This is a genomic window from Ramlibacter sp. PS4R-6, from assembly GCF_037572775.1.
In the GTDB taxonomy this organism is placed as follows: Bacteria; Pseudomonadota; Gammaproteobacteria; order Burkholderiales; family Burkholderiaceae_C; genus Ramlibacter.
The window spans coordinates 360,280-378,904 of record NZ_JBBHKA010000001.1; the positions used below are offsets into that span (position 1 = coordinate 360,280).

An 18,625-nucleotide genomic window follows, 5' to 3' on the forward strand; every position below is an offset into this window, starting at 1 on the left:
TGTTCAAGTTGATCAACATCAACCAATGAAAGCACCCCATGCCAATGTTGGTTCGCACGGAGCGATCCATGGAGTTGGGCCGAATGCCCAGCGCCATGAACACCAGTGCCCGCCTTGGTCGCCGGTCTTCAGCCGGCTGGTCGATCAAGGCAGGCGATTCAGTCCCAGGAAAGCGCGCCCCCCGTCTGGTACTCGATGACTCGAGTCTCGAAGAAGTTGCGCTCTTTCTTCAGGTCAATCATTTCGCTCATCCACGGGAACGGGTTTTCCTCGTTCGGGAAGAGCGCTTCGAGGCCGATCTGCGTGGCCCGCCGGTTGGCGATGTAGCGCAGGTAGCCCTTGAACATGGAGGCGTTGAGGCCCAGGACGCCGCGCGGCATGGTGTCCTCGGCGTACTTGTATTCGAGCTCGACCGCCTTCTGGAAGAGACCCTTGATCTCCTCCTTGAACTCGGCCGTCCACAGGTGCGGGTTCTCGAGCTTGATCTGGTTGATCAGGTCGATGCCGAAGTTGCAGTGCATCGACTCGTCGCGCAGGATGTACTGGTACTGCTCCGCAGCGCCGGTCATCTTGTTCTGGCGGCCCAGCGCCAGGATCTGCGTGAAGCCCACGTAGAAGAACAGGCCCTCCATCAGGCAGGCGAAGACGATCAGCGACTTGAGCAGCTTCTGGTCGTCCTCCGGCGTGCCGGTGTGGAAGTGCGGGTCCATGATGGCGTCGATGAAGGGGATCAGGAACTCGTCCTTGTCCCGGATCGACGACACCTCGTGGTAGGCGTTGAAGATCTCGCTCTCGTCCAGGCCCAGCGACTCCACGATGTACTGGTAGGCGTGGGTGTGGATCGCCTCCTCGAACGCCTGGCGCAGCAGGAACTGGCGGCACTCGGGCGCCGTGATGTGGCGGTAGGTGCCCAGCGTGATGTTGTTGGCCGCGAGCGAGTCGGCCGTCACGAAGAAGCCGAGGTTGCGCTTGATGATCCGGCGCTCGTCCTCGGAAAGGCCGTTCGGGTCCTTCCACAGGGCGATGTCGCGGTTCATGTTGATTTCCTGCGGCATCCAGTGGTTGGCGCAGGTGGCCAGGTACTTCTCCCAGGCCCACTTGTACTTGAAGGGGACGAGCTGGTTGACGTCGGTCTGGCCGTTGATGATCCGCTTGTCGGCCACCGTGACGCGGCGCGTGGAGCGCACGGCCGCAGGCTGCGCGGGCGACAGCGCCACGTCGTCGAACTTGCGGGGTGCGGTAGCGGGAGTGACCGGTGCCAGCGAAACTTCAGGAGAGAAGGTGGCCTCGCGGTTCTCGTTCTTGTATGAACCGCTGTTGCTGTTTGCTGGCGATGAGGGCGTGACTTCGTCGTCCCAGGTCAACATAAGTTATCCAATGCTCGCGATGATATGAGCGCCGATGTGAATTGCAAAGTGTCCGTTCACATCAGCGCCCGATTGTGTTGCTGTTATGCATCGCGTTCTTGTCGGAGAACATCGACACATCGTCCCTTTTGATCGTCACTGACATGCCTCGCAACCGGGATCGTCGATCGCGCAGAACTTGATGTCGGTGGCCGGCGCGGCGCTCACGCTCGCCGTCGATGCAGCAGCCATTTGCGCTTGCGCGGCGGCCGCGGCCTTCTCCAGCGCGCTCATGCTCGCGCCGTTGCTCGAACCGTTCGACACCGCGTTCAGGCGCCCCGATTGCACGGTGGACTTCTCGGCCTGCGTCGCGCTGGTCGTGCGCAGGTAGTAGGTGGTCTTCAGGCCGCGCAGCCAGGCGAGCTTGTAGGTCTCGTCCAGCTTCTTGCCCGAGGCGCCCGCCATATAGATATTGAGCGACTGCGCCTGGTCGATCCACTTCTGGCGGCGCGCGGCGGCTTCCACCAGCCACACCGGCTCGACCTCGAAGGCGGTGGCGTACAGGGCCTTCACCTCGTCCGGCACGCGGTCGATGGGCTGCAGCGAGCCGTCGAAGTGCTTCAGGTCCATGACCATCACGTCGTCCCACAGGCCCAGGCGCTTGAGGTCGCGCACCAGGTAGTGGTTGATCACCGTGAACTCGCCGGACAGGTTGGACTTGACCGACAGGTTGCCGAAGCACGGCTCGATCGAGGCGTCCACGCCGATGATGTTGGAGATGGTGGCCGTGGGCGCAATGGCGATGCAGTTGCTGTTGCGCATGCCGTCGGCGGCGATCTTCTTGCGCAGGGCGTCCCAGTCCAGCGACGCCGAGCGGTCGACCTCGACGTAGCCGCCGCGCTGCTGCGCCAGCAGGTCCAGCGTGTCCAGGGGCAGGATGCCCTTGTCCCAGAGCGAACCCCGGTAGCTGGAATAGCGGCCGCGCTCGCGGGCCAACTCGGTCGACGCCCAGTAGGCGTGGTAGCAGACGGCCTCCATCGACTTGTCGGCGAAGTCCACGGCCGCTTCGGACGCGTAGGCGATGCGAAGTTCGTACAGCGCATCCTGGAAGCCCATGATGCCCAGCCCGACCGGGCGGTGGCGCATGTTGGAGTCGCGCGCCTTCTTGACCGCGTAGTAATTGATGTCGATCACGTTGTCGAGCATCCGCATCGCCGTGGCGATGGTGCGCTTCATCTTGTCGTGGTCGATGCCGCCGTCCTTCAGGTGCTGGACCAGGTTCACGGAACCCAGGTTGCAGACGGCCGTCTCGGCGTCGCTGGTGTTCAGCGTGATCTCGGTGCACAGGTTGGACGAGTGCACCACGCCCACGTGCTGCTGGGGCGAGCGCAGGTTGCAGGCGTCCTTGAAAGTGATCCAGGGATGGCCCGTCTCGAACAGCATCGAGAGCATCTTGCGCCACATGTCGGTGGCCGGCACCGTCTTGGTGGGCTTGATCTCGCCGCGCTTGGCCTTCTCTTCATAGGCCACGTAGGCCTTCTCGAACTCGGTGCCCCACTTGTCGTGCAGGTCCGGCACGTTGGACGGCGAGAACAGCGTCCACTCGCCCTTTTCCATCACGCGGCGCATGAACAGGTCCGGGATCCAGTTGGCCGTGTTCATGTCGTGGGTGCGGCGGCGGTCATCGCCCGTGTTCTTGCGCAGCTCCAGGAACTCCTCGATGTCCAGGTGCCAGGACTCAAGGTACGTGCAGACGGCGCCCTTGCGCTTGCCGCCCTGGTTGACGGCCACGGCCGTGTCGTTGACGACCTTCAGGAAGGGCACGACGCCCTGCGACTCGCCGTTGGTGCCCTTGATGTGGGAGCCCAGGGCGCGCACGCGCGTCCAGTCGTTGCCCAGGCCGCCGGCGAACTTGGAGAGCAGCGCGTTTTCCTTGATCGACTCGTAGATGCCGTCCAGGTCGTCCGGCACCGTGGTCAGGTAGCACGACGACAGCTGCGAGCGCAGCGTGCCGCTGTTGAAGAGCGTCGGCGTGGACGACATGAAGTCGAACGTGGACAGCACCTCGTAGAACTCGATGGCGCGGGCTTCGCGGTCGATCTCGTTGAGCGACAGGCCCATCGCGACGCGCATGAAGAAAGCCTGGGGCAGCTCGATGCGCTTCTTTCGCTTGTGCAGGAAATAGCGGTCATAGAGGGTCTGGAGCCCCAGGTAATCGAACTTGAGGTCGCGCTCGGGCTTGAGCGCGGCGCCCAGGCGCTTGAGGTCGAAATTGAGCAGCTCGGGGTTGAGCAGCTCGGCCTCCACGCCCGTCTTGACGAAGCCGGGGAAGTAGTCGGCGTAGCTCGCGGCGGCTTCCTGCGGCGTCTTCGAATCGCGGCCCAGCACCTCCTTGAAGATGGTGTGCAGCAGCAGGCGCGCCGTGGCGTAGGTGTAGTCCGGGTCCTTCTCGATCAGCGTGCGGGCCGCGAGGATCGAGGCCTTGTAGACCTCGTCGATCGGCACGCCGTCGTACAGGTTGCGCATGGTCTCGGCCGCGATCGGGTCGGGCTTGACGTCGGCCGACAGGCCTTCGCAGGCGGAGACGATCAGGCGCTGCAGCGCGTCCAGGTCGAGCGGCACGCGCTGGCCGCCGTCCACGACGTGCAATTGCGGCTGCTTCGGCGTTTCGTCCTTGGACTGCTTGGCGCGCTCCTGCGCGCGGCGCTCGCGATAAAGCACGTACGAACGCGCGACGTCGTGCTGGCCGCCGCGCATGAGGCCCAGCTCCACCGCGTCCTGCACGTCCTCGATGTGGAAGGTGCCGCCGCCCGGGCGCGAGCGCACCAGCGCGCGGATGACGGCCTGCGTGAGCTGTTCCACCGTCTCGCGCACGGACGCGGAAGCCGCGCCCTGCGTGCCATGCACGGCCAGGAAGGCCTTCATCATGGCGACGGTGATCTTGTTCGGCTCGAAGGGGACCACCGAGCCGTTGCGGCGGATGATCTGGTAGTTGGCGAGGGGGTTGGCGCCCGGCTGGGCGTCGGTGGAAGCGGTGTAGAGGGCGGCGGGCTGGCCGGCGGGGGTGATGCTTGCTACAGATTGCATGACGGCTGCGTTTCCTCGGCTGTGGTTGTTCTTCGGGAGGCGCGGAGTGTATCGCGCCTGAGCCACGGAGGCACTATATATGGGGTCTGACAGGTGTCAAGGTCCCTACATCTAGTGGTTGTACCAAGCTGTGAGCAGCTTGTGGAAAGCGTGTTGGCAACGCGCTGCGGCCGGGCTGGGACGCCCGTGTACATGGGCCGCACCGTCCACAGGCCAGCATCCATGCGGGTTGCGAAGCGAAATCGCCCCGCGGCGCGCACCGTCGCTCGCGTGCTGCGCGCGAGTGCCTGGCGGTGGATGAAATGTCGGTGGAAAGCGACAGGCGCGCGGCCTATGCCGCGAAGCGCTCGCGCGGCCACGCGAGTTCGCGCCGCAGCAAGGCCCAGTCGAAGCCGGGCCCGGGGTCCTGCTTGCGCCCCGGCGCGACGTGCTCGTGGCCGGCCACTTGCGCGATGGGATAGCGCTGCGCGATGGCCGCGACCAGCCCCACCAGCGTCTCGTACTGCGCCGCCTCGAACGCGTGGCCTTCGAGGCCCTCGAGCTCGATGCCGATCGAATAGTCGTTGCAGTTGTCGCGCCCCTGCCACTGCGAGGCGCCGGCATGCCAGGCGCGGTCGTCGCAGCCGACGAACTGCCACAGCTCGCCGCCGCGGCGCACGTAGAAATGCGAGGACACCTCCATGCCTTCGATGGACTTGAAGTAGGGATGCGCGTCCCAGTCCAGCGTGTTGGTGAAGAGCTGCTGCACGCCGTCGCCGCCGTACTCGCCGGGCGGCAGGCTGATCGAGTGCACGACGACGAGGTCGATGGCGGCGCCTTCGGGGCGCGGGCCGAAGTTGGGCGAATCCAGCCGGCGCGCGAAGCGGTACCAGCCGCCGTCCCACTGCGCGTGGGTGTCAGGTCTCGTCATGCGGGTCGTCCCCGCCCCCGGGGATCGTGATCGCCAGCCGCGCGATGCGGTAGCGGATCTGGCGCAGCGACAGGCCCAGGCGCTGCGCCGCCGCCGTGCGGTTGAAGTTGGTCTCCTGCAAGGCCTTGACCAGGATGTCGCGCTCCTGCTGGTCCAGCCAGGATTGCAGGTCCTGCGGCACGACGGGCGGCGCGGCGGGCGCGGGGCCGGCCGCGGCCGCGGGCGCGGGCTGCGCCGCCTGGAAGTCGATGTGCAGCTCCTCGCCGTCCGAAAGCGCCACCGCGCGGTGCAGCAGGTTCTCCAGCTCGCGCACGTTGCCGGTGAAGGGGTGCGCCATGAGCTGCTGCATCACCGACTCGGACAGCTGGGGCGTGGGCATGCCCGACTCCTGCGCGATGCGCGCGAGCAGCGCGTCGCACAGCGCCGGCAGGTCCTCGCGGCGCTCGCGCAGCGGCGGCACCATGATCTCGATGACGTTCAGGCGGTAGTACAGGTCCTGGCGGAAGCGGCCGGCGAGCACGTCGGAGCCGAGGTCGCGGTGCGTAGCGCTGACGATGCGCACGTCGACGTTGTCCTCCTGCGTGGAGCCGAGCGCGCGGACGTGCCTCTCCTGGATCGCGCGCAGCAGCTTGGACTGCATGGGCAGCGGCAGGTCGCCGATCTCGTCGAGGAACAGCGTTCCGCCGCGCGCTGCCTGGAAATAGCCTTCGCGGTCGGCGTTGGCCCCGGTGTACGAGCCCTTCTTGGCGCCGAAGAACTCGGCTTCGAGCAGCGTCTCGGGGATGGCGCTGCAATTGACCGCGACGAAGGGCCCTTCGGCGCGGTGGCTGCACGAATGCACGGCGCGCGCCACCAGCTCCTTGCCCGTGCCGGATTCGCCGCGCACCAGCACCGGCGCCATGCTGCGCGCCACCTTGGCGATGCGCTCCTTGACCAGTTTCATGGTCGCCGATTCGCCCACCAGGCGCTGCAGCGCCGACTGCGCGGCGGCGGCGCGCTCGTTCTGGACGGCGGCACGGGCGGCGCGCGCGCGCGGAACGGCCGGCACGGCCTCCTGGATGGCCGAGGCGACCACGGCGCGGAACTGCTTGAGGTCCACCGGCTTGGTCAGGTAGTCGAAGGCGCCGGCCTTCAGCGCCTCCACCGCGTTTTCGGCGGAGCCGTAGGCCGTCATGACGATGCAGCGCTCGCTGCGCTGCTCCGCGGCCATGCGGCGCAGCAGCTCCGTGCCCTGGCCGTCGGGCAGGCGCATGTCGGTGATCACCGCGTCGAACTTCTTGGCGGCCAGCTGCGCGCAGGCTTCGGCCAGCGTCGCGGCCGAGTCCACGCTGTAGCCCTCGCGCAGGAGCGTGAGCTCGTACAGGGTACGCAGGTCGGGTTCGTCGTCGACGACCAGGACCTGCGCGGACGCTGTGGCTTGGGACATCAGGCGGCTATTCTGTCAAACGAGGGCTGGCCCGCAACCGGAGGCTGGGCGCCGGGCGCGAACATCACCATGAATTCGTTGCCTTCGCGCGCGTTGCTGGCGGACCCGGCCGTCGCGCGCTCGTAGACCATCGTGGCCCCGTGACGCTCGCAGAGTTCGCGGCAGATGTACAGCCCCAGGCCCGAGGAGCGGCTTTCCGACGAGAAAAACGGCTCGAACAGGTGGCGCTGCACCGATGGCTCCAGCGGTGCGCCGTCGCTCCACACGTGCAGGCTGGCCTGGCCGGCCAGCGTGCGCGTGGCCACGCGGATCGAATCGGGCTTGTCGCCGGCGTAGCGCAGCGCGTTGTCCAGCAGGTTGACCAGCACGCGGCGCAGGTGGTCGGCGTCGAAGCGCACGATCATGTCCGGCGCCGCCAGCGCCAATTGCAGGCGCGCGGCGGCGCGCGACTGCAACGCCCAGTCGTTGCAGGTGGCGGCCACCGACGCGTCGAGCTGCAGCATGTCGGCCGCGGCGTTGGCGCTCTGGCGCGCACGCGAAACGTCCAGGATTTCCTCGACGATCTGCTGCAGCCGCTGGGTGTTCTTGCGCACGAGGCCCGACAGCTGCTTCAGGCCCGGCTCCTTCAGGTCCTCTTCCATCAGGTCGTTGGCCTGGGCGATGGCGGCCAGCGGGTTGCGGATCTCGTGCGCCACGGCGGCCGACATGCGGCCCATCGCGGCGAGCTTCTCGGTGCGCAGGCGCGCCTCCATCTCGCGCAGGTCCTGCAGGAACATCACGCAGATGCCTTCGGCGGGGTGCTCCTCGGCCGCCGTCAGGCGCGTGCGCACGTGGATGCGGCGGGGGCTCGCGCTCTCCTCCTCGATCGCGAGCTCGGCCCACTGCGGCTTGCGTTCGTTGAAGGTGCGCAGCGCCAGCTCCGTCAGCGGCTGCCACGACGCCTGCGCCGCCAGCGAGAACGGCTGCTTGTCGTGCACCTCGACGAAGCCCAGCAGCATGCGCGCGGCCGGGTTGGCGGCCTGCACGCCGCCGTGCGCGTCGACGACGATCACGCCTTCACTCAGCACGTCGATCACGAGCTCGTTGACCTGCGCCTGCGCGCGGGCGGCGCGGCGGCCGAAGCGCGCGGCTTCCTCCTCGCGCGCGAGGCGGCCGGCCAGCTGGTTCACGACGAAGGCCAGCGCGAAGTAGCCCGTGGCCGTCAACCCCGCCTGCAGGAAACGCGATGCGGCATCGCCGGCCAGGTGCAGCACCTGCACCCACGCGTCCGCCAGCAGCAGCAGCGCAACGCCCGCCGCCGTGCCCAACGCGAGCAGCGTCGACCCCAGCACCGCCGCCATCAGCACCGGCAGCGCGAACAGCGGCGAGTAGTTCAGCCCCGCGGCCTGCAGGAACTGCAGCGCCGAGAAGGCGATCAGGTCCACGCCGATGGTGGAGACCCACTGCGAGTCGAAGCTGGGGCCGGGCCCGCGCGGCTGGCTGACCATGTGCACGGCCACCGCGGCGAGCAGGTAGGTGCCCGCCAGGCCCACGAGCCACTCGCTCACGCCCAGCGTCGGCGCCAGCGTGTGCAGGGCGCCGAGCACGGCCAGCAGCACGAGCGCGACGGTGCTGCGGGCGGCCATGAAGCCGCGCCACAGGCGCGCGAACGCCGAATCGCGCGCCAGCTCCTCGAGCGTGCTGCGCGGTGCGTCGAAGCCGGCCATGGTTACCCCGCCCGTTGCCGGTGTTCGGCGCAGCAGTACAGCTGCCCGTCGGGGCCGGGCAGCGCGTCGGCGCGCGGCAGGTGCACGCGGCACACGGGGCACTCCACCATGTCCTGCGGCGCGGGCGGCGCGGCGGGGCGCTTCGGCTCGCCTTCGCCGCGCGAGGCCGTGCGCGCGCCGCGCAGGAACCAGATCACGGCGAACACCACGGCGATGACGAGCAGGATCTTGATCATGCGCTGCGCCTCAGGATGACCTCGAGCACGAAGCGCGAGCCGGCATAGGCCAGCAGCAGCAGCAAGGCGCCTGTGTACAGCACGCGCACCGCCTTGCGGCCGCGCCAGCCGAAGCGTGCGCGCCCCAGCAGCAGGGCGGCGAAGACCGCCCAGGCCAGCAGCGAGAACACCGTCTTGTGGTCCCAGCGCCAGGCGCCCAGGTGTTCGCGAAAGACGATGCCCGCCAGCAGCGTGGCCGACAGCACGGCGAAGCCTGCGCCGGCGAAGCGGAAAGTCAGTCGCTCGAGCGTGAGCAGCGGCAGGCCGGCCTGCCCGTCGGCGCCGGCGCGGATCGATTGCTCGGCGCGCATCATCAGCCAAGCATGCACCGCGGCCGCGCCGAAGAGGCCGTAGGACGCGACGCCCAGTGCCAGGTGCAAGGGCCCCAGCGCCGATGCGAGCCGCAACGGGTCGCCGGGAAAAGCCACCGGCAGCAACGCCGCGAGCGCGCAGGCGACACCGAAGGCCCAGCGCGCCACCAGCTGAGGGAACATCTGCCTTTCGATGGCGTAGACGGTGACGACGAGCCAGGCCGTCATGGACAGCGCGGGCGCGAAACCGAAACGCGGGGGGCTGGCCAGCAGCGACAGCACGATGGCCCCCAGGTGCATCAGCCACGCCGCGCCCAGCGCGAGCGATGCGCCCCGCTCCCCCAGGCGCGACGCGCCGGCGGCCGAGACGGCATAGGCCAGCGCGGCGAGGACAGCCAGCGCGGCGATGACGTCGGAGCCGGTGGCTAGAATCATGCGCAAAGTGTAGCCGTGCTTCTCATCCGTGAAGCCGCGCCGTCCCCTTCTTCCCAATGGCTTCCGCCCTCACCGACAAACTGTCGCGCCTCGCGAAGGAACTTCGCGGCCAGGCCCGCATCACCGAATCGAACGTGCAGGACATGCTGCGCGAGGTGCGCATGGCCCTGCTCGAGGCCGACGTGGCCCTGCCCGTCGTGCGCGACTTCATCGCGCGCGTGAAGGACAAGGCGCTGGGGCAGGAGGTGATGGGCTCGCTGTCGCCCGGCCAGGCGCTGGTGGGCATCGTGCACAAGGAACTCGCCCAGACCATGGGCGAAGGCGTGTCGGACATCAACCTCGTCGCGCAGCCGCCCGCGGTGATCCTGATGGCCGGCCTGCAGGGCGCGGGCAAGACGACCACCACCGCCAAGCTGGCCAAGCACCTGATCGAGAAGCGCAAGAAGAAAGTGCTGACCGTGTCGGGCGACGTCTACCGCCCCGCCGCCATCGAGCAATTGAAAACGGTCACCAAGCAGGCCGGGGCCGAGTGGTTCCCGAGCACGCCCGAGCAGAAGCCGGTGGACATCGCACGCGCGGCGCTCGACTTCGCGAAGAAGCAGTACTTCGACGTGCTGCTGGTCGACACGGCCGGCCGCCTCGCGATCGACGAGGCGCTGATGCAGGAGATCAAGGACCTGCACGCCGCGCTGAAGCCCGTGGAGACGCTCTTCGTCGTCGACGCGATGCAGGGCCAGGACGCGGTGAACACGGCCAAGGCCTTCAAGGAGGCGCTGCCGCTGACCGGCATCATCCTGACCAAGATGGACGGCGACTCGCGCGGCGGCGCGGCGCTGTCGGTGCGGCAGGTGACGGGCGCGCCGATCAAGTTCGCGGGCGTGTCCGAGAAGATCGACGGCCTGGAAGTGTTCGATGCCGACCGCCATGCCGGCCGCATCCTGGGCATGGGCGACATCGTGGCGCTGGTGGAGCAGGTCTCGGCCAACGTCGACATGGCCGCGGCGCAGAAGCTGGCCAACAAGGTCAAGAGCGGCGAGGGCTTCGACCTGAACGACTTCCTGTCGCAGATCCAGCAGATGAAGCAGATGGGCGGCCTGTCGTCGCTGATGGACAAGATGCCGGCGGAGATGCAGGCCAAGGCCGGCAAGGTCGACATGGACAAGGCCGAGCGCGACGTGCGCCGCAAGGAAGGCATCATCCAGTCGATGACGCCGCAGGAGCGCCGCAAGCCCGAGATCATCAAGGCCACGCGCAAGCGCCGCATCGCCGCCGGTGCCGGCGTGCAGGTCCAGGAAGTGAACCGCCTGCTCAACGAGTTCGAGCAGATGCAGGGCATGATGAAGAAGATGAAGGGCGGCGCCATGATGAAGCTCATGAAGCGCATGGGCGGCAAGGGCGGGATGCCCAAGTTGCCGTTCTAGCGGCGATGCGGCGCCGCCAAGCGCTCGCCTGTGTTGCCGGCGCCCTCGTTTCCCCGCTCGCCGAAGCGGCAGCCTCCGACTGGGAGCGCCGCTGGGGCTATCCCACCGGCTGGGGGCCGGCCGGCTGGACCGACAAGGAACACCGGATCGGCAACTACTCGGGCGGGTTCGAGCAGATGTTCCGGGCACGCAGGATCATCGCGCCACCTTCGGCCTCGCCCCTGGCCCCGCTTTCGGAAGACGCAGCCGCGTCCTTCGCGCCCGTGGCGCAGCGCGCGTCGGCGTACATGAAGGCCTGGCCCATCTCGGGCATGCTGATCGCGCGCAAGGGCACGGTGCTGTTCGAGTCCTACCAGTTCAGCCGCACGCCGGACATGCGCATGACGAGCTGGTCGATGGCCAAGAGCGTCACCTCGCTCTTGCTGGGCATCTGCGTGGACCGGGGCCTCGTGAAGTCGCTGGAGGACCGCGCCGAGGACTACGTGCCGGAGCTGCGCGGCACGCTGCACGGCGGCATCACCCTGCGCAACCTGGCCAACATGTCCAGCGGCGCGGCCATCGTGCACGACCGCGACAACCCCGAGCTGTACCCGCGCGCTTTCACGCGGCACAACTCCGACCTGGAAGCGGCGGTGCGCGGCTGGAACGCGTCGGCCGAACCGCAGGGCACGCGCTACAACTACAACGAGCTGTGCCCGCTGACCATCGGCATGGTGATCCGCCGCGCAACCGGCAAGACGCTGGCCGCCTTCTGCGAAGAAGCGTTGTGGCAGCCGCTCGGGGCGGAGGGCGACGCCAGCTGGCTGTGCGACGGCCAGGGCCGCGAGTTCAACTGCATCGGCTTCGGCGCGCGGCTGCGCGACTGGGGACGGCTCGGCCAGATGGTGGCGCAGCGCGGCGCCATCGACGGCCGTCAGGTGGTCAGCGCCAGATGGATCGACGAGTGCGCCTCCTGGTCCGAGGCCGACGCGCAGGCGCGCTTCGGCCGCGCCGGGCCGACCTTCGGCTACAAGTTCTTCTTCTGGCACGGCCGCGCCGACGGCAACTGGATGATGATGGTGGGCCACGACGGCCAGCGCGTCATCGTCGAGCGCGCGACGCAGACGGTCGTGGTGCAGACGGCCGTGGACCAGTCGGCCATGTGGCAGCCCGAGCTGAACGAGATCGTGCGCGCCGCTGCGCGCAGCGGGCCGGGGCTTTAGGCCGCCGCTTCTTCGCGGATCACCACCTCGCCGCGCATCGAATGCGGCAAGGCCTCGGTGATCGTCACGTCGACCATCTGCCCCGCCAGGCGAGCGGGGCCCGGGAAGTTGACGATGCGGTTGCACTCGGTGCGGCCCATGAGCTCGCTGGCGTCCTTGCGCGACGGCCCTTCGACCAGGATGCGCTGCACCGTGCCGACGCGGCTTTCGGAGATGCGGCGGGCGTTGGCCTCGATCGCCTCCTGCAGCACGTGCAGGCGCTTGAGCTTGACGGCCTGCGGCGTGTCGTCTTGCAGGTTGGCCGCGGGCGTGCCCGGGCGCGGGCTGAAGACGAACGAGAAGCTGGAATCGAAGCCCACGTCCTCGATCAGCTTCATCGTGCGCGCGTGGTCCTCGCCCGTCTCGCCGGGGAAGCCGACGATGAAGTCGGTGGACAGCGAGATGCCGGGGCGCACCGCGCGCAGCTTGCGCACGGTGCTCTTGTATTCCATCGTGGTGTAGCCGCGCTTCATCGCCATCAGGATGCGGTCGCTGCCGTGCTGCACCGGCAGGTGCAGGTGGTTCACGAGTTGCGGCACCTTGGCGTACGCCTCGATCAGGCGCGCGGTGAATTCGTTGGGGTGCGACGTGGTGTAGCGGATGCGCTCGATGCCCGGGATCTCGGCGACGTACTCGATCAGCAGCGCGAAATCGGCGATGTCCGCCGTATCGCCCATCTTGCCGCGGTAGGCGTTGACGTTCTGCCCGAGCAGGGTCACTTCCTTCACGCCCTGCCCGGCCAGGCCCGCAACTTCCGTCAGCACATCCTCGAAGGGGCGTGACACTTCCTCGCCGCGCGTGTAAGGCACCACGCAGTAGCTGCAGTACTTGGAGCAGCCCTCCATGATGGAGACGAAGGCGGTAGCACCCTCCACGCGCGCGGGCGGGAGGTTGTCGAACTTCTCGATCTCGGGGAAGCTGATGTCCACCTGCGGGCGCTGCTGGCGCGCGCGCGCCTCGAGCAGTTGCGGCAGGCGGTGCAGCGTCTGCGGGCCGAAGACCACGTCGACGTACGGCGCGCGCTCGATGATGGCCGCGCCTTCCTGCGAGGCGACGCAGCCGCCCACGCCGATCAGCACGCCCTTGCTCTTGAGGTGCTTCACGCGACCCAGATCGGAGAACACCTTCTCCTGCGCCTTCTCGCGCACCGAGCAGGTATTGAAGAGGATCAGGTCGGCTTCTTCCACGTCCTGCGTGGGCTCGTAGCCCTGCGCGGCGTTCATCACGTCGGCCATCTTGTCCGAGTCGTACTCGTTCATCTGGCAGCCGAAGGTCTTGATGAAGACCTTCTTGGGGGCGGAGGCGGCCATGGCGTTACCTGCGCGCGCCGAAGATCAGCGCCAGCATGTCGAGGAACTGCTGCACGCCCTGCGAGCCGCCCGAGGCGCCCGCGAGCTGCTTGTATTCATCGGCCGAGAGCATCCACACCTCGTGCACCAGGCCGGCCGAGTCGCGCTTGTAGACCACGGGCACCGTCTGGCCCGCCAGCGAACCCGAAAGCACCAGCATGTTGCGCGTGTCGCGGATGCGCGAGCCGGGTGAGAGGCGATCGGCCTTGCCGTCGATCTGGATGACCGGGGGCAGCTCCACCGTCATCCTGGCGAGCGTGACGTCCTTGGGCGCTTCGCGGCGGATGGATTCTTGCGCGGTGGCAAGAAGCGGAAGGGCAAGCAGTGCCGCGAGCGCGAAGTGCGCCCACCTGGGTTGGCAGCGGTTCATGGTGTAGAGCCAGAGGCTGTCGATGAAGGCGCGAATTTTAACAGCGCGTTGCTCCGGCTGAGCCACATGCCTGAGCCGCGCGACGCTAGAGTGAAACGCACACCATCCGACATCCACAGGGAGATCACGCACATGTCCATCATCGGCACCATCGTCGTCGGCTTCATCGTCGGCCTGCTCGCGCGCGCCCTCAAGCCGGGCGACGACCGCATGGGAATCATCCTGACCACGCTGCTGGGCATTGCCGGCGCGTTCATCGCCAAGTTCGCCGGCCAGGCGCTGGGCCTGTACGGCCCGAACGACGCGGCCGGCTGGATCGCATCGGTGATCGGCGCGATCATCCTGCTGGTGATCTACGGCCTGGTGCGCGGGCCGCGCCGCCTGTAAGGCAAGGAAGAGCACACCCGCTGCAACACGGAGACAGCGCCGAGAGGGCTGTCACGCACCCGAGGGGCCACGGCAACGGGGCCCCTTTTTCATTGGCGGCAAAGCAACTCAGCCATGCATCGCGGCAACACGCGTGGTTAACATGCCATTACCATGCGCCCGTGACAGAAAGAGCCCGACAGGCCTACGAGGAATGGAAGCAGGCCGATGCGCGTGCACGCCAGGCCGAATCCCGCCTCGCCAAGGCCTGGGACGAGTACTTCGGCGCGCGCACGGTGCCGCCCAGCGCCGAACTGATCCAGGAAGTGTCGCAGCTGCGCGCCGTGGCCAACGACCGGCTGACGGCGGCGATGCTGATGATGGGCGCGGCCCGGCGCAGGGATTCGACGGACCCGGACCCGAGCAAGTGAAAAGGGACCAGCGTTTGCACGCTGGCCCCTTGATTTGGTGGCGCTTCACGGACTCGAACCGCGGACCTGTGGATTATGATTCCATCGCTCTAACCGACTGAGCTAAAGCGCCAGAGCCCTAGATTATAAACGCCCTGCAAGGGGTCGCTGCGGCGTGCGCCTCTTCCCTCAAAGCCTCCAGGCCTTCGCGCAAACGTTCCAGGGCGCGCTGGTGGATTTGCGAGACACGGCCTTTCGTGAGGCCCATGTCGTTGGCGATGTGCTGCAGCTGGCGCCCGTGGAAATAGTGTTGCTCGATCACGAGGCACTCCTGGCCCGGCAGTGCGTCGACAAGGCTTCTCAGTTCCGTCCACTGCTCCTCGTCGAACCGGAATTCGGCGGTGGGCTGCATCGCCTCCTCGGACGCCAGCGTTTCGAGCACATGGAGCAATGCGCGCTCGATGTGCGCCGTGGCTTCGTCCCCAAGCTCTTCTTCCTGGGCTCCTCCGTCCAGCCTTTCGAGCAAGACAAGGCAAGCTTGTTGCTCGAATTCGTCCAGCGCGATCGACTGGCTCGCGGCCCGCGCGTGAATCGCCTGGGCGAGCTTGCGCGCATCCGCAACGTGCTGCGCGATCAACGCGTCACGCCTATCCACCGACCCCCTCCTCCCCGAACACGGTGCGTGACCGCGATCGCCTGTGTGACTTGGGTGGATTGTGCCGAAATTAAGGCAAATTAATCCATTTCCACTGCTCCAGTGGGTATTAATAGATTAATAAACCGATCGGACGGTTTCTCAGTCGAAGACCAGTTCCGGAAGTACTGCCACTCGGAAAGCCAGCCCGCCCGCCTCGCTGTCCCGGACCAGACGCCGGGCCTGCGCGTGCAGCGCGTCCGCCTGGCCGGCATCGCCCTCGCCGCGCGCGATCGCGCTCGCAATCGCCAGCGCCCGCACATGCTGGTGCCGGTTGTTGCGCTCGTGGCAGAGCGAGATCGCCTCGACGCTGTGCGCCCGCGCGATCGCGAGATCGCCCAGCGCATAGCTGCACTCGGCCAGGCACGCGAGCAGCTCGGTCTCGAACTCCTTGGCCACGTTGTGGGTGCGCACCAGCGCCAGCGCCTCGCGGAACTTCGCGCGCGCCGGCTCGAACTCTTCCTGCAGCTGGTGCACCATGGCCCGGCACGCATTGGCAAAGGCGTTGAGGTAGGCGTTCTCCTGGCGTTTGGCGATCTGCGCCACCACCGCCGCGTGGTGCTCGGCGGCTTCGGCGTCGCGCGCCATGCACGCCACCTCGGTCAGGCCGTAGTGCGCGATCTGCATCAGCACCGGGTCCACCTGGCTCGCAGGCGTGTCGGTCACCTCGCGCAGGCAGCCGCGTGCCTCGTCCAGCCGCGACAGGCGGGCCAGCAGGCGGCCGCGCAGCACCAGGATCCACTGGCGCAGGCTGTAGCCGATGAACTGCTGGTCGATCGGGTCCACCTCGTCGGCGCCGGCCAGGGCGGCTTCGCTCGCGGCCAGCGCCTTGCTGAAGACGCCGCCCCAGCCGTAGGCCTGGCACAGCGCCGTGTGCAGCAGCATCTTGCTGCCGGCGCTGGCCTGCGGGTCCATCATGGCCAGCGCCTCGCTCACCAGCTCCGCATAGCGGTCCACCGACGCGCCGTTGGCCTGCAGCATGCGACCTTCGAGGAACAGCAGCAGGCGCAGGATGCGCGCGTCGCCGTCGCCGGCGATCTCGCGCGCCTCGCGGATGAAGGGCATCACCTCGGCCATCGGCGTGCCTTCGCGCCACGACAGCCAGGCGATCTTGGCGCAGGCCAGCACCTGCAGGCTGTCGCTCTCGGCGTCGGCCGGCACCGTCTTGAGCAGCTCGCGCACCTTGCGCCAGCTGGCCATCGCGCGGCGCGAATCGGCCGACGCCACCCAGTCGGCCGCGCGCGCGTTGTAGCGCGCGGCCGGGCGCGGCTGGCCCGCCTGCTCGAAGTGGTAGGCGATGAGGCCCGCGAATTCGTCCACCTGCCCGGCGTAGTACAGCTCCATGGCCTGCGCCACGCTGGCGTGCACCTGGCCGCGCCGCACCTTCAGCTGCGTCGTGTAGGCCACCTCCTGGATCAGCGGGTGGCGGAAGGCGAAGGTGCGCCCGCCGGGCGTGTGCTGCGGCAGGATCAGGCCGGCCTGGCACAGGCCGTCCAGGCCGTGCTCGATCTGTGCGGCCAGCGGGCTGGCCACGTGCTCCAGCACGGCCAGCGGGATCTCCTTGCCGATGATGGCGCACATCTGCAGCAGCGTTTTCTCGGGCTCGCCCACGCGGTCCAGGCGCGCGCCGATCACCGCCTGCAGCGTGGCGGGCAAGGCTTGCTCCACCGATTGCAGGCCGCCCACCGGCAGGCCCGTGGCGGGGTCGATCAGGCCGCTTTCGACGATGGTGCGCACCAGTTCCTCGGCGAAGAACGGGTTGCCGCCGGCGCGCTCACACACCAGGCGGCAGATGTCGGGCAGCGACGTGGTGTCGGTGAGCAGCTCGCCCACCAGCGCATCCATGTCGGCCGGCGGCAGCTCGCCCAGCTCCAGCTGGCGGAAACTGCCTTGCCGCAGCCACGGCGCGCGGTACGCGGGGCGGTAGTTCAGGAGCAGCAGCGTTTGCGTGCCGGCCACCGCGTCGGCGATGGTGGCGACGAACTCCTCGCTGGCGTCGTCGATCCAGTGCAGGTCCTCGATGAGGATCACGCGGCGCGTGCCGGCGTCGTGGCGCACCAGCTGGCGCATGAGGCCGGCCACGCGCGACTGGCGCGCGCGGGGGCTGAGCGCCAACGGCGCCATGTCGGGGTCGGCGACGCGGAAGAACTCGTAGAGGAGCTGCAGGTCCGTGTCGTCGGTGGCGAGCGGCTCGAACGCGCCGGCGATGTGCTCACGGGCCGTGAAAGCGTCGTTGCCGGGCGCGATGCCGAAGAAGTGCGTGCGGAACAGCTCCAGGATCGGCTGCAGCGGCAGCGAATGGCCGTACAGCTGCGCGCGCACGTCGAAGACGGGGATGCCCTGCAGCATGCATTGCTGCGTGAACACTTCGCACAGGCGGCTCTTGCCCGCGCCCGGCTCGCCGGCGATGCCCAGCACGTTGAGCGCCTGCGGCGTGCCGGCCTCGGCGATCGTGCGGGTGAGCAAGGCGAGCTCGTGGGTGCGGCCGCGGAACGTCGTTTGCACCAGGCGCGCCGTGGCGTTGCGCCGCGCCGCCGCTTCCACGCCTTCCAGCGCGAGGATCTCCACCGGCTCGGGGATGCCCTTGAGGCGGTGCATGCCCATGGACGTGGTGAGGCAGCCCGGGCCCGCTTCGCGGCGGCACGCCAGGGTGAGCGTGACGCCGCCGGGTTGCGCCAGCCCGATGACGCGGCTGGCCAGGTGGATGGTCAGGCCGTGCGCGCCGCCGCCGCGGCCGTCCTCGGCGTCTTCCGGGTCCGATGCGACCTGGCCCGAGTGCAGGCCGATGCGGATCTTCAGGCCGTCGCCGCCATGGCCGAACGCGGCCTGCATGTGCAAGGCCGACTGGCACGCCAGCAGCGCATGGCCTTCGAGCGCGCGCGGTACGCCGAACATGGACATGACGCCGTCGCCCAGCGTGCGCACCACGGTCCCGCCGAAGCGCTCGACCGAATGGCGCATGCGCAGCACGGCGGGGCGCAGGCGCGCCATGGCCTGCTCGGGGTCCATGTGCGCGACGAGTTCGGTGGAGCCGACGATGTCGGCGAAGAGCACGGTGGCCTGCTTGAGCTCGCCCCACTTGGGCGTGGCGTGCCCGGCTTCGGCGGCCTGCACGCCGCTGCCGCAGTTGCCACAGAAGCGAGCGAAGAGCGCGACGTCGTGCCCGCACCTGGCACAGGCCAGCTGCAGCTGCTTCCCGCACTGCTCGCAGTACCTGTTCCCCGTGGGGTTGACCGTCATGCAGGACCGGCAGCGCATGCCTTGCCCTCGCCTCCGCT

The 18,625-nt window shown here is 68.4% G+C and carries 15 protein-coding genes and 1 tRNA gene; 4 read left to right on the forward strand and 12 right to left on the reverse strand.

The genetic code is table 11. The annotated features are described in order from the left end of the window. Positions 1-158: 158 nt before the first annotated feature. From WG903_RS01760 to WG903_RS01790, 7 genes are all read right to left on the reverse strand, one after another. A complete protein-coding gene (locus WG903_RS01760) occupies positions 159-1,367 on the reverse strand; it encodes a ribonucleotide-diphosphate reductase subunit beta (RefSeq protein WP_340072472.1) in 1,209 nt (402 codons plus the stop codon). 135 nt (positions 1,368-1,502) lie between these two features. Then, positions 1,503-4,433, reverse strand: coding sequence for a ribonucleoside-diphosphate reductase subunit alpha (locus WG903_RS01765; RefSeq protein WP_340072473.1), 2,931 nt, complete (start codon positions 4,431-4,433; stop codon positions 1,503-1,505). A gap of 331 nt (positions 4,434-4,764) precedes the next feature. Next, positions 4,765-5,343 carry a 1,6-anhydro-N-acetylmuramyl-L-alanine amidase AmpD gene (gene ampD, locus WG903_RS01770; protein ID WP_340072474.1) on the reverse strand — a complete coding sequence of 193 codons (579 nt, stop codon included), beginning with the start codon at positions 5,341-5,343 and terminating at the stop codon, positions 4,765-4,767. Beyond that, entirely contained in the window at positions 5,330-6,769 is a 1,440-nt protein-coding gene (locus WG903_RS01775; protein WP_340072475.1) for a sigma-54-dependent transcriptional regulator, read from the reverse strand. Before WG903_RS01775 ends, ampD begins: the two co-directional genes overlap by 14 nt. Next, complete coding sequence (locus tag WG903_RS01780) at positions 6,769-8,475, reverse strand: sensor histidine kinase (protein ID WP_340072476.1); 1,707 nt, start codon at positions 8,473-8,475, stop codon at positions 6,769-6,771. The genes WG903_RS01775 and WG903_RS01780 overlap by 1 nt, the downstream gene beginning before the upstream one ends. A gap of 2 nt (positions 8,476-8,477) precedes the next feature. Further along, positions 8,478-8,711, reverse strand: coding sequence for a PP0621 family protein (locus WG903_RS01785; protein ID WP_340072477.1), 234 nt, complete (start codon positions 8,709-8,711; stop codon positions 8,478-8,480). Then, on the reverse strand, positions 8,708-9,496 hold the full coding sequence (locus tag WG903_RS01790; RefSeq protein ID WP_340072478.1) for a cytochrome C assembly family protein: 789 nt from the start codon (positions 9,494-9,496) through the stop codon (positions 8,708-8,710). The genes WG903_RS01785 and WG903_RS01790 overlap by 4 nt, the downstream gene beginning before the upstream one ends. Positions 9,497-9,552: 56 nt before the next feature. On the opposite strand from WG903_RS01790, the gene ffh reads away from it, so the two are divergent. Together ffh and WG903_RS01800 are read left to right on the forward strand one after the other, a co-directional pair. Next, on the forward strand, positions 9,553-10,917 hold the full coding sequence (gene ffh, locus WG903_RS01795) for a signal recognition particle protein (protein ID WP_340072479.1): 1,365 nt from the start codon (positions 9,553-9,555) through the stop codon (positions 10,915-10,917). A 5-nt stretch (positions 10,918-10,922) separates the two neighbouring features. Then, positions 10,923-12,119 (forward strand): serine hydrolase domain-containing protein, encoded by a 1,197-nt coding sequence (locus WG903_RS01800; RefSeq protein WP_340072480.1) that lies wholly within the window; start codon positions 10,923-10,925, stop codon positions 12,117-12,119. Here WG903_RS01800 and miaB read toward each other — a convergent pair. Both miaB and WG903_RS01810 read right to left on the reverse strand, forming a co-directional pair. After that, a complete protein-coding gene (miaB, locus tag WG903_RS01805) occupies positions 12,116-13,468 on the reverse strand; it encodes a tRNA (N6-isopentenyl adenosine(37)-C2)-methylthiotransferase MiaB (RefSeq protein WP_340072481.1) in 1,353 nt (450 codons plus the stop codon). The two genes, WG903_RS01800 and miaB, sit on opposite strands and share 4 nt — an antisense overlap. A gap of 4 nt (positions 13,469-13,472) precedes the next feature. Continuing rightward, positions 13,473-13,877 (reverse strand): hypothetical protein, encoded by a 405-nt coding sequence (locus WG903_RS01810; RefSeq protein WP_340072482.1) that lies wholly within the window; start codon positions 13,875-13,877, stop codon positions 13,473-13,475. 132 nt (positions 13,878-14,009) lie between these two features. Here WG903_RS01810 and WG903_RS01815 point away from each other — a divergent pair, with 132 nt between their 5' ends. Further along, entirely contained in the window at positions 14,010-14,264 is a 255-nt protein-coding gene (locus WG903_RS01815) for a GlsB/YeaQ/YmgE family stress response membrane protein (protein ID WP_340072483.1), read from the forward strand. Between the two features lie 161 nt (positions 14,265-14,425). Continuing rightward, positions 14,426-14,674, forward strand: a complete 249-nt coding sequence (locus WG903_RS01820) for a hypothetical protein (protein WP_340072484.1) — start codon at positions 14,426-14,428, stop codon at positions 14,672-14,674. Positions 14,675-14,709: 35 nt separating this feature from the next. Here WG903_RS01820 and WG903_RS01825 read toward each other — a convergent pair. The 3 genes from WG903_RS01825 to WG903_RS01835 all read right to left on the reverse strand — a co-directional run bounded on the left by WG903_RS01825 (position 14,710) and on the right by WG903_RS01835 (position 18,587). Beyond that, a tRNA-Met gene (locus WG903_RS01825) sits at positions 14,710-14,786 on the reverse strand. Between the two features lie 6 nt (positions 14,787-14,792). Further along, positions 14,793-15,308 (reverse strand): sigma-70 family RNA polymerase sigma factor, encoded by a 516-nt coding sequence (locus WG903_RS01830; RefSeq protein ID WP_340072485.1) that lies wholly within the window; start codon positions 15,306-15,308, stop codon positions 14,793-14,795. A 141-nt stretch (positions 15,309-15,449) separates the two neighbouring features. Next, complete coding sequence (locus WG903_RS01835) at positions 15,450-18,587, reverse strand: ATP-binding protein (protein ID WP_340072486.1); 3,138 nt, start codon at positions 18,585-18,587, stop codon at positions 15,450-15,452. Between the last annotated feature and the right edge of the window lie 38 nt (positions 18,588-18,625).

Coding starts and splice junctions, on each gene's coding strand:
- WG903_RS01760 (WP_340072472.1), bottom strand. CDS start 1,367: ATGTTGACCTGGGACGACGAAGTCACGCCCTCATCGCCAGCAAACAGC.
- WG903_RS01765 (WP_340072473.1), bottom strand. CDS start 4,433: ATGCAATCTGTAGCAAGCATCACCCCCGCCGGCCAGCCCGCCGCCCTC.
- ampD (WP_340072474.1), bottom strand. CDS start 5,343: ATGACGAGACCTGACACCCACGCGCAGTGGGACGGCGGCTGGTACCGC.
- WG903_RS01775 (WP_340072475.1), bottom strand. CDS start 6,769: ATGTCCCAAGCCACAGCGTCCGCGCAGGTCCTGGTCGTCGACGACGAA.
- WG903_RS01780 (WP_340072476.1), bottom strand. CDS start 8,475: ATGGCCGGCTTCGACGCACCGCGCAGCACGCTCGAGGAGCTGGCGCGC.
- WG903_RS01785 (WP_340072477.1), bottom strand. CDS start 8,711: ATGATCAAGATCCTGCTCGTCATCGCCGTGGTGTTCGCCGTGATCTGG.
- WG903_RS01790 (WP_340072478.1), bottom strand. CDS start 9,496: ATGATTCTAGCCACCGGCTCCGACGTCATCGCCGCGCTGGCTGTCCTC.
- ffh (WP_340072479.1), top strand. CDS start 9,553: ATGGCTTCCGCCCTCACCGACAAACTGTCGCGCCTCGCGAAGGAACTT.
- WG903_RS01800 (WP_340072480.1), top strand. CDS start 10,923: ATGCGGCGCCGCCAAGCGCTCGCCTGTGTTGCCGGCGCCCTCGTTTCC.
- miaB (WP_340072481.1), bottom strand. CDS start 13,468: ATGGCCGCCTCCGCCCCCAAGAAGGTCTTCATCAAGACCTTCGGCTGC.
- WG903_RS01810 (WP_340072482.1), bottom strand. CDS start 13,877: ATGAACCGCTGCCAACCCAGGTGGGCGCACTTCGCGCTCGCGGCACTG.
- WG903_RS01815 (WP_340072483.1), top strand. CDS start 14,010: ATGTCCATCATCGGCACCATCGTCGTCGGCTTCATCGTCGGCCTGCTC.
- WG903_RS01835 (WP_340072486.1), bottom strand. CDS start 18,587: ATGACGGTCAACCCCACGGGGAACAGGTACTGCGAGCAGTGCGGGAAG.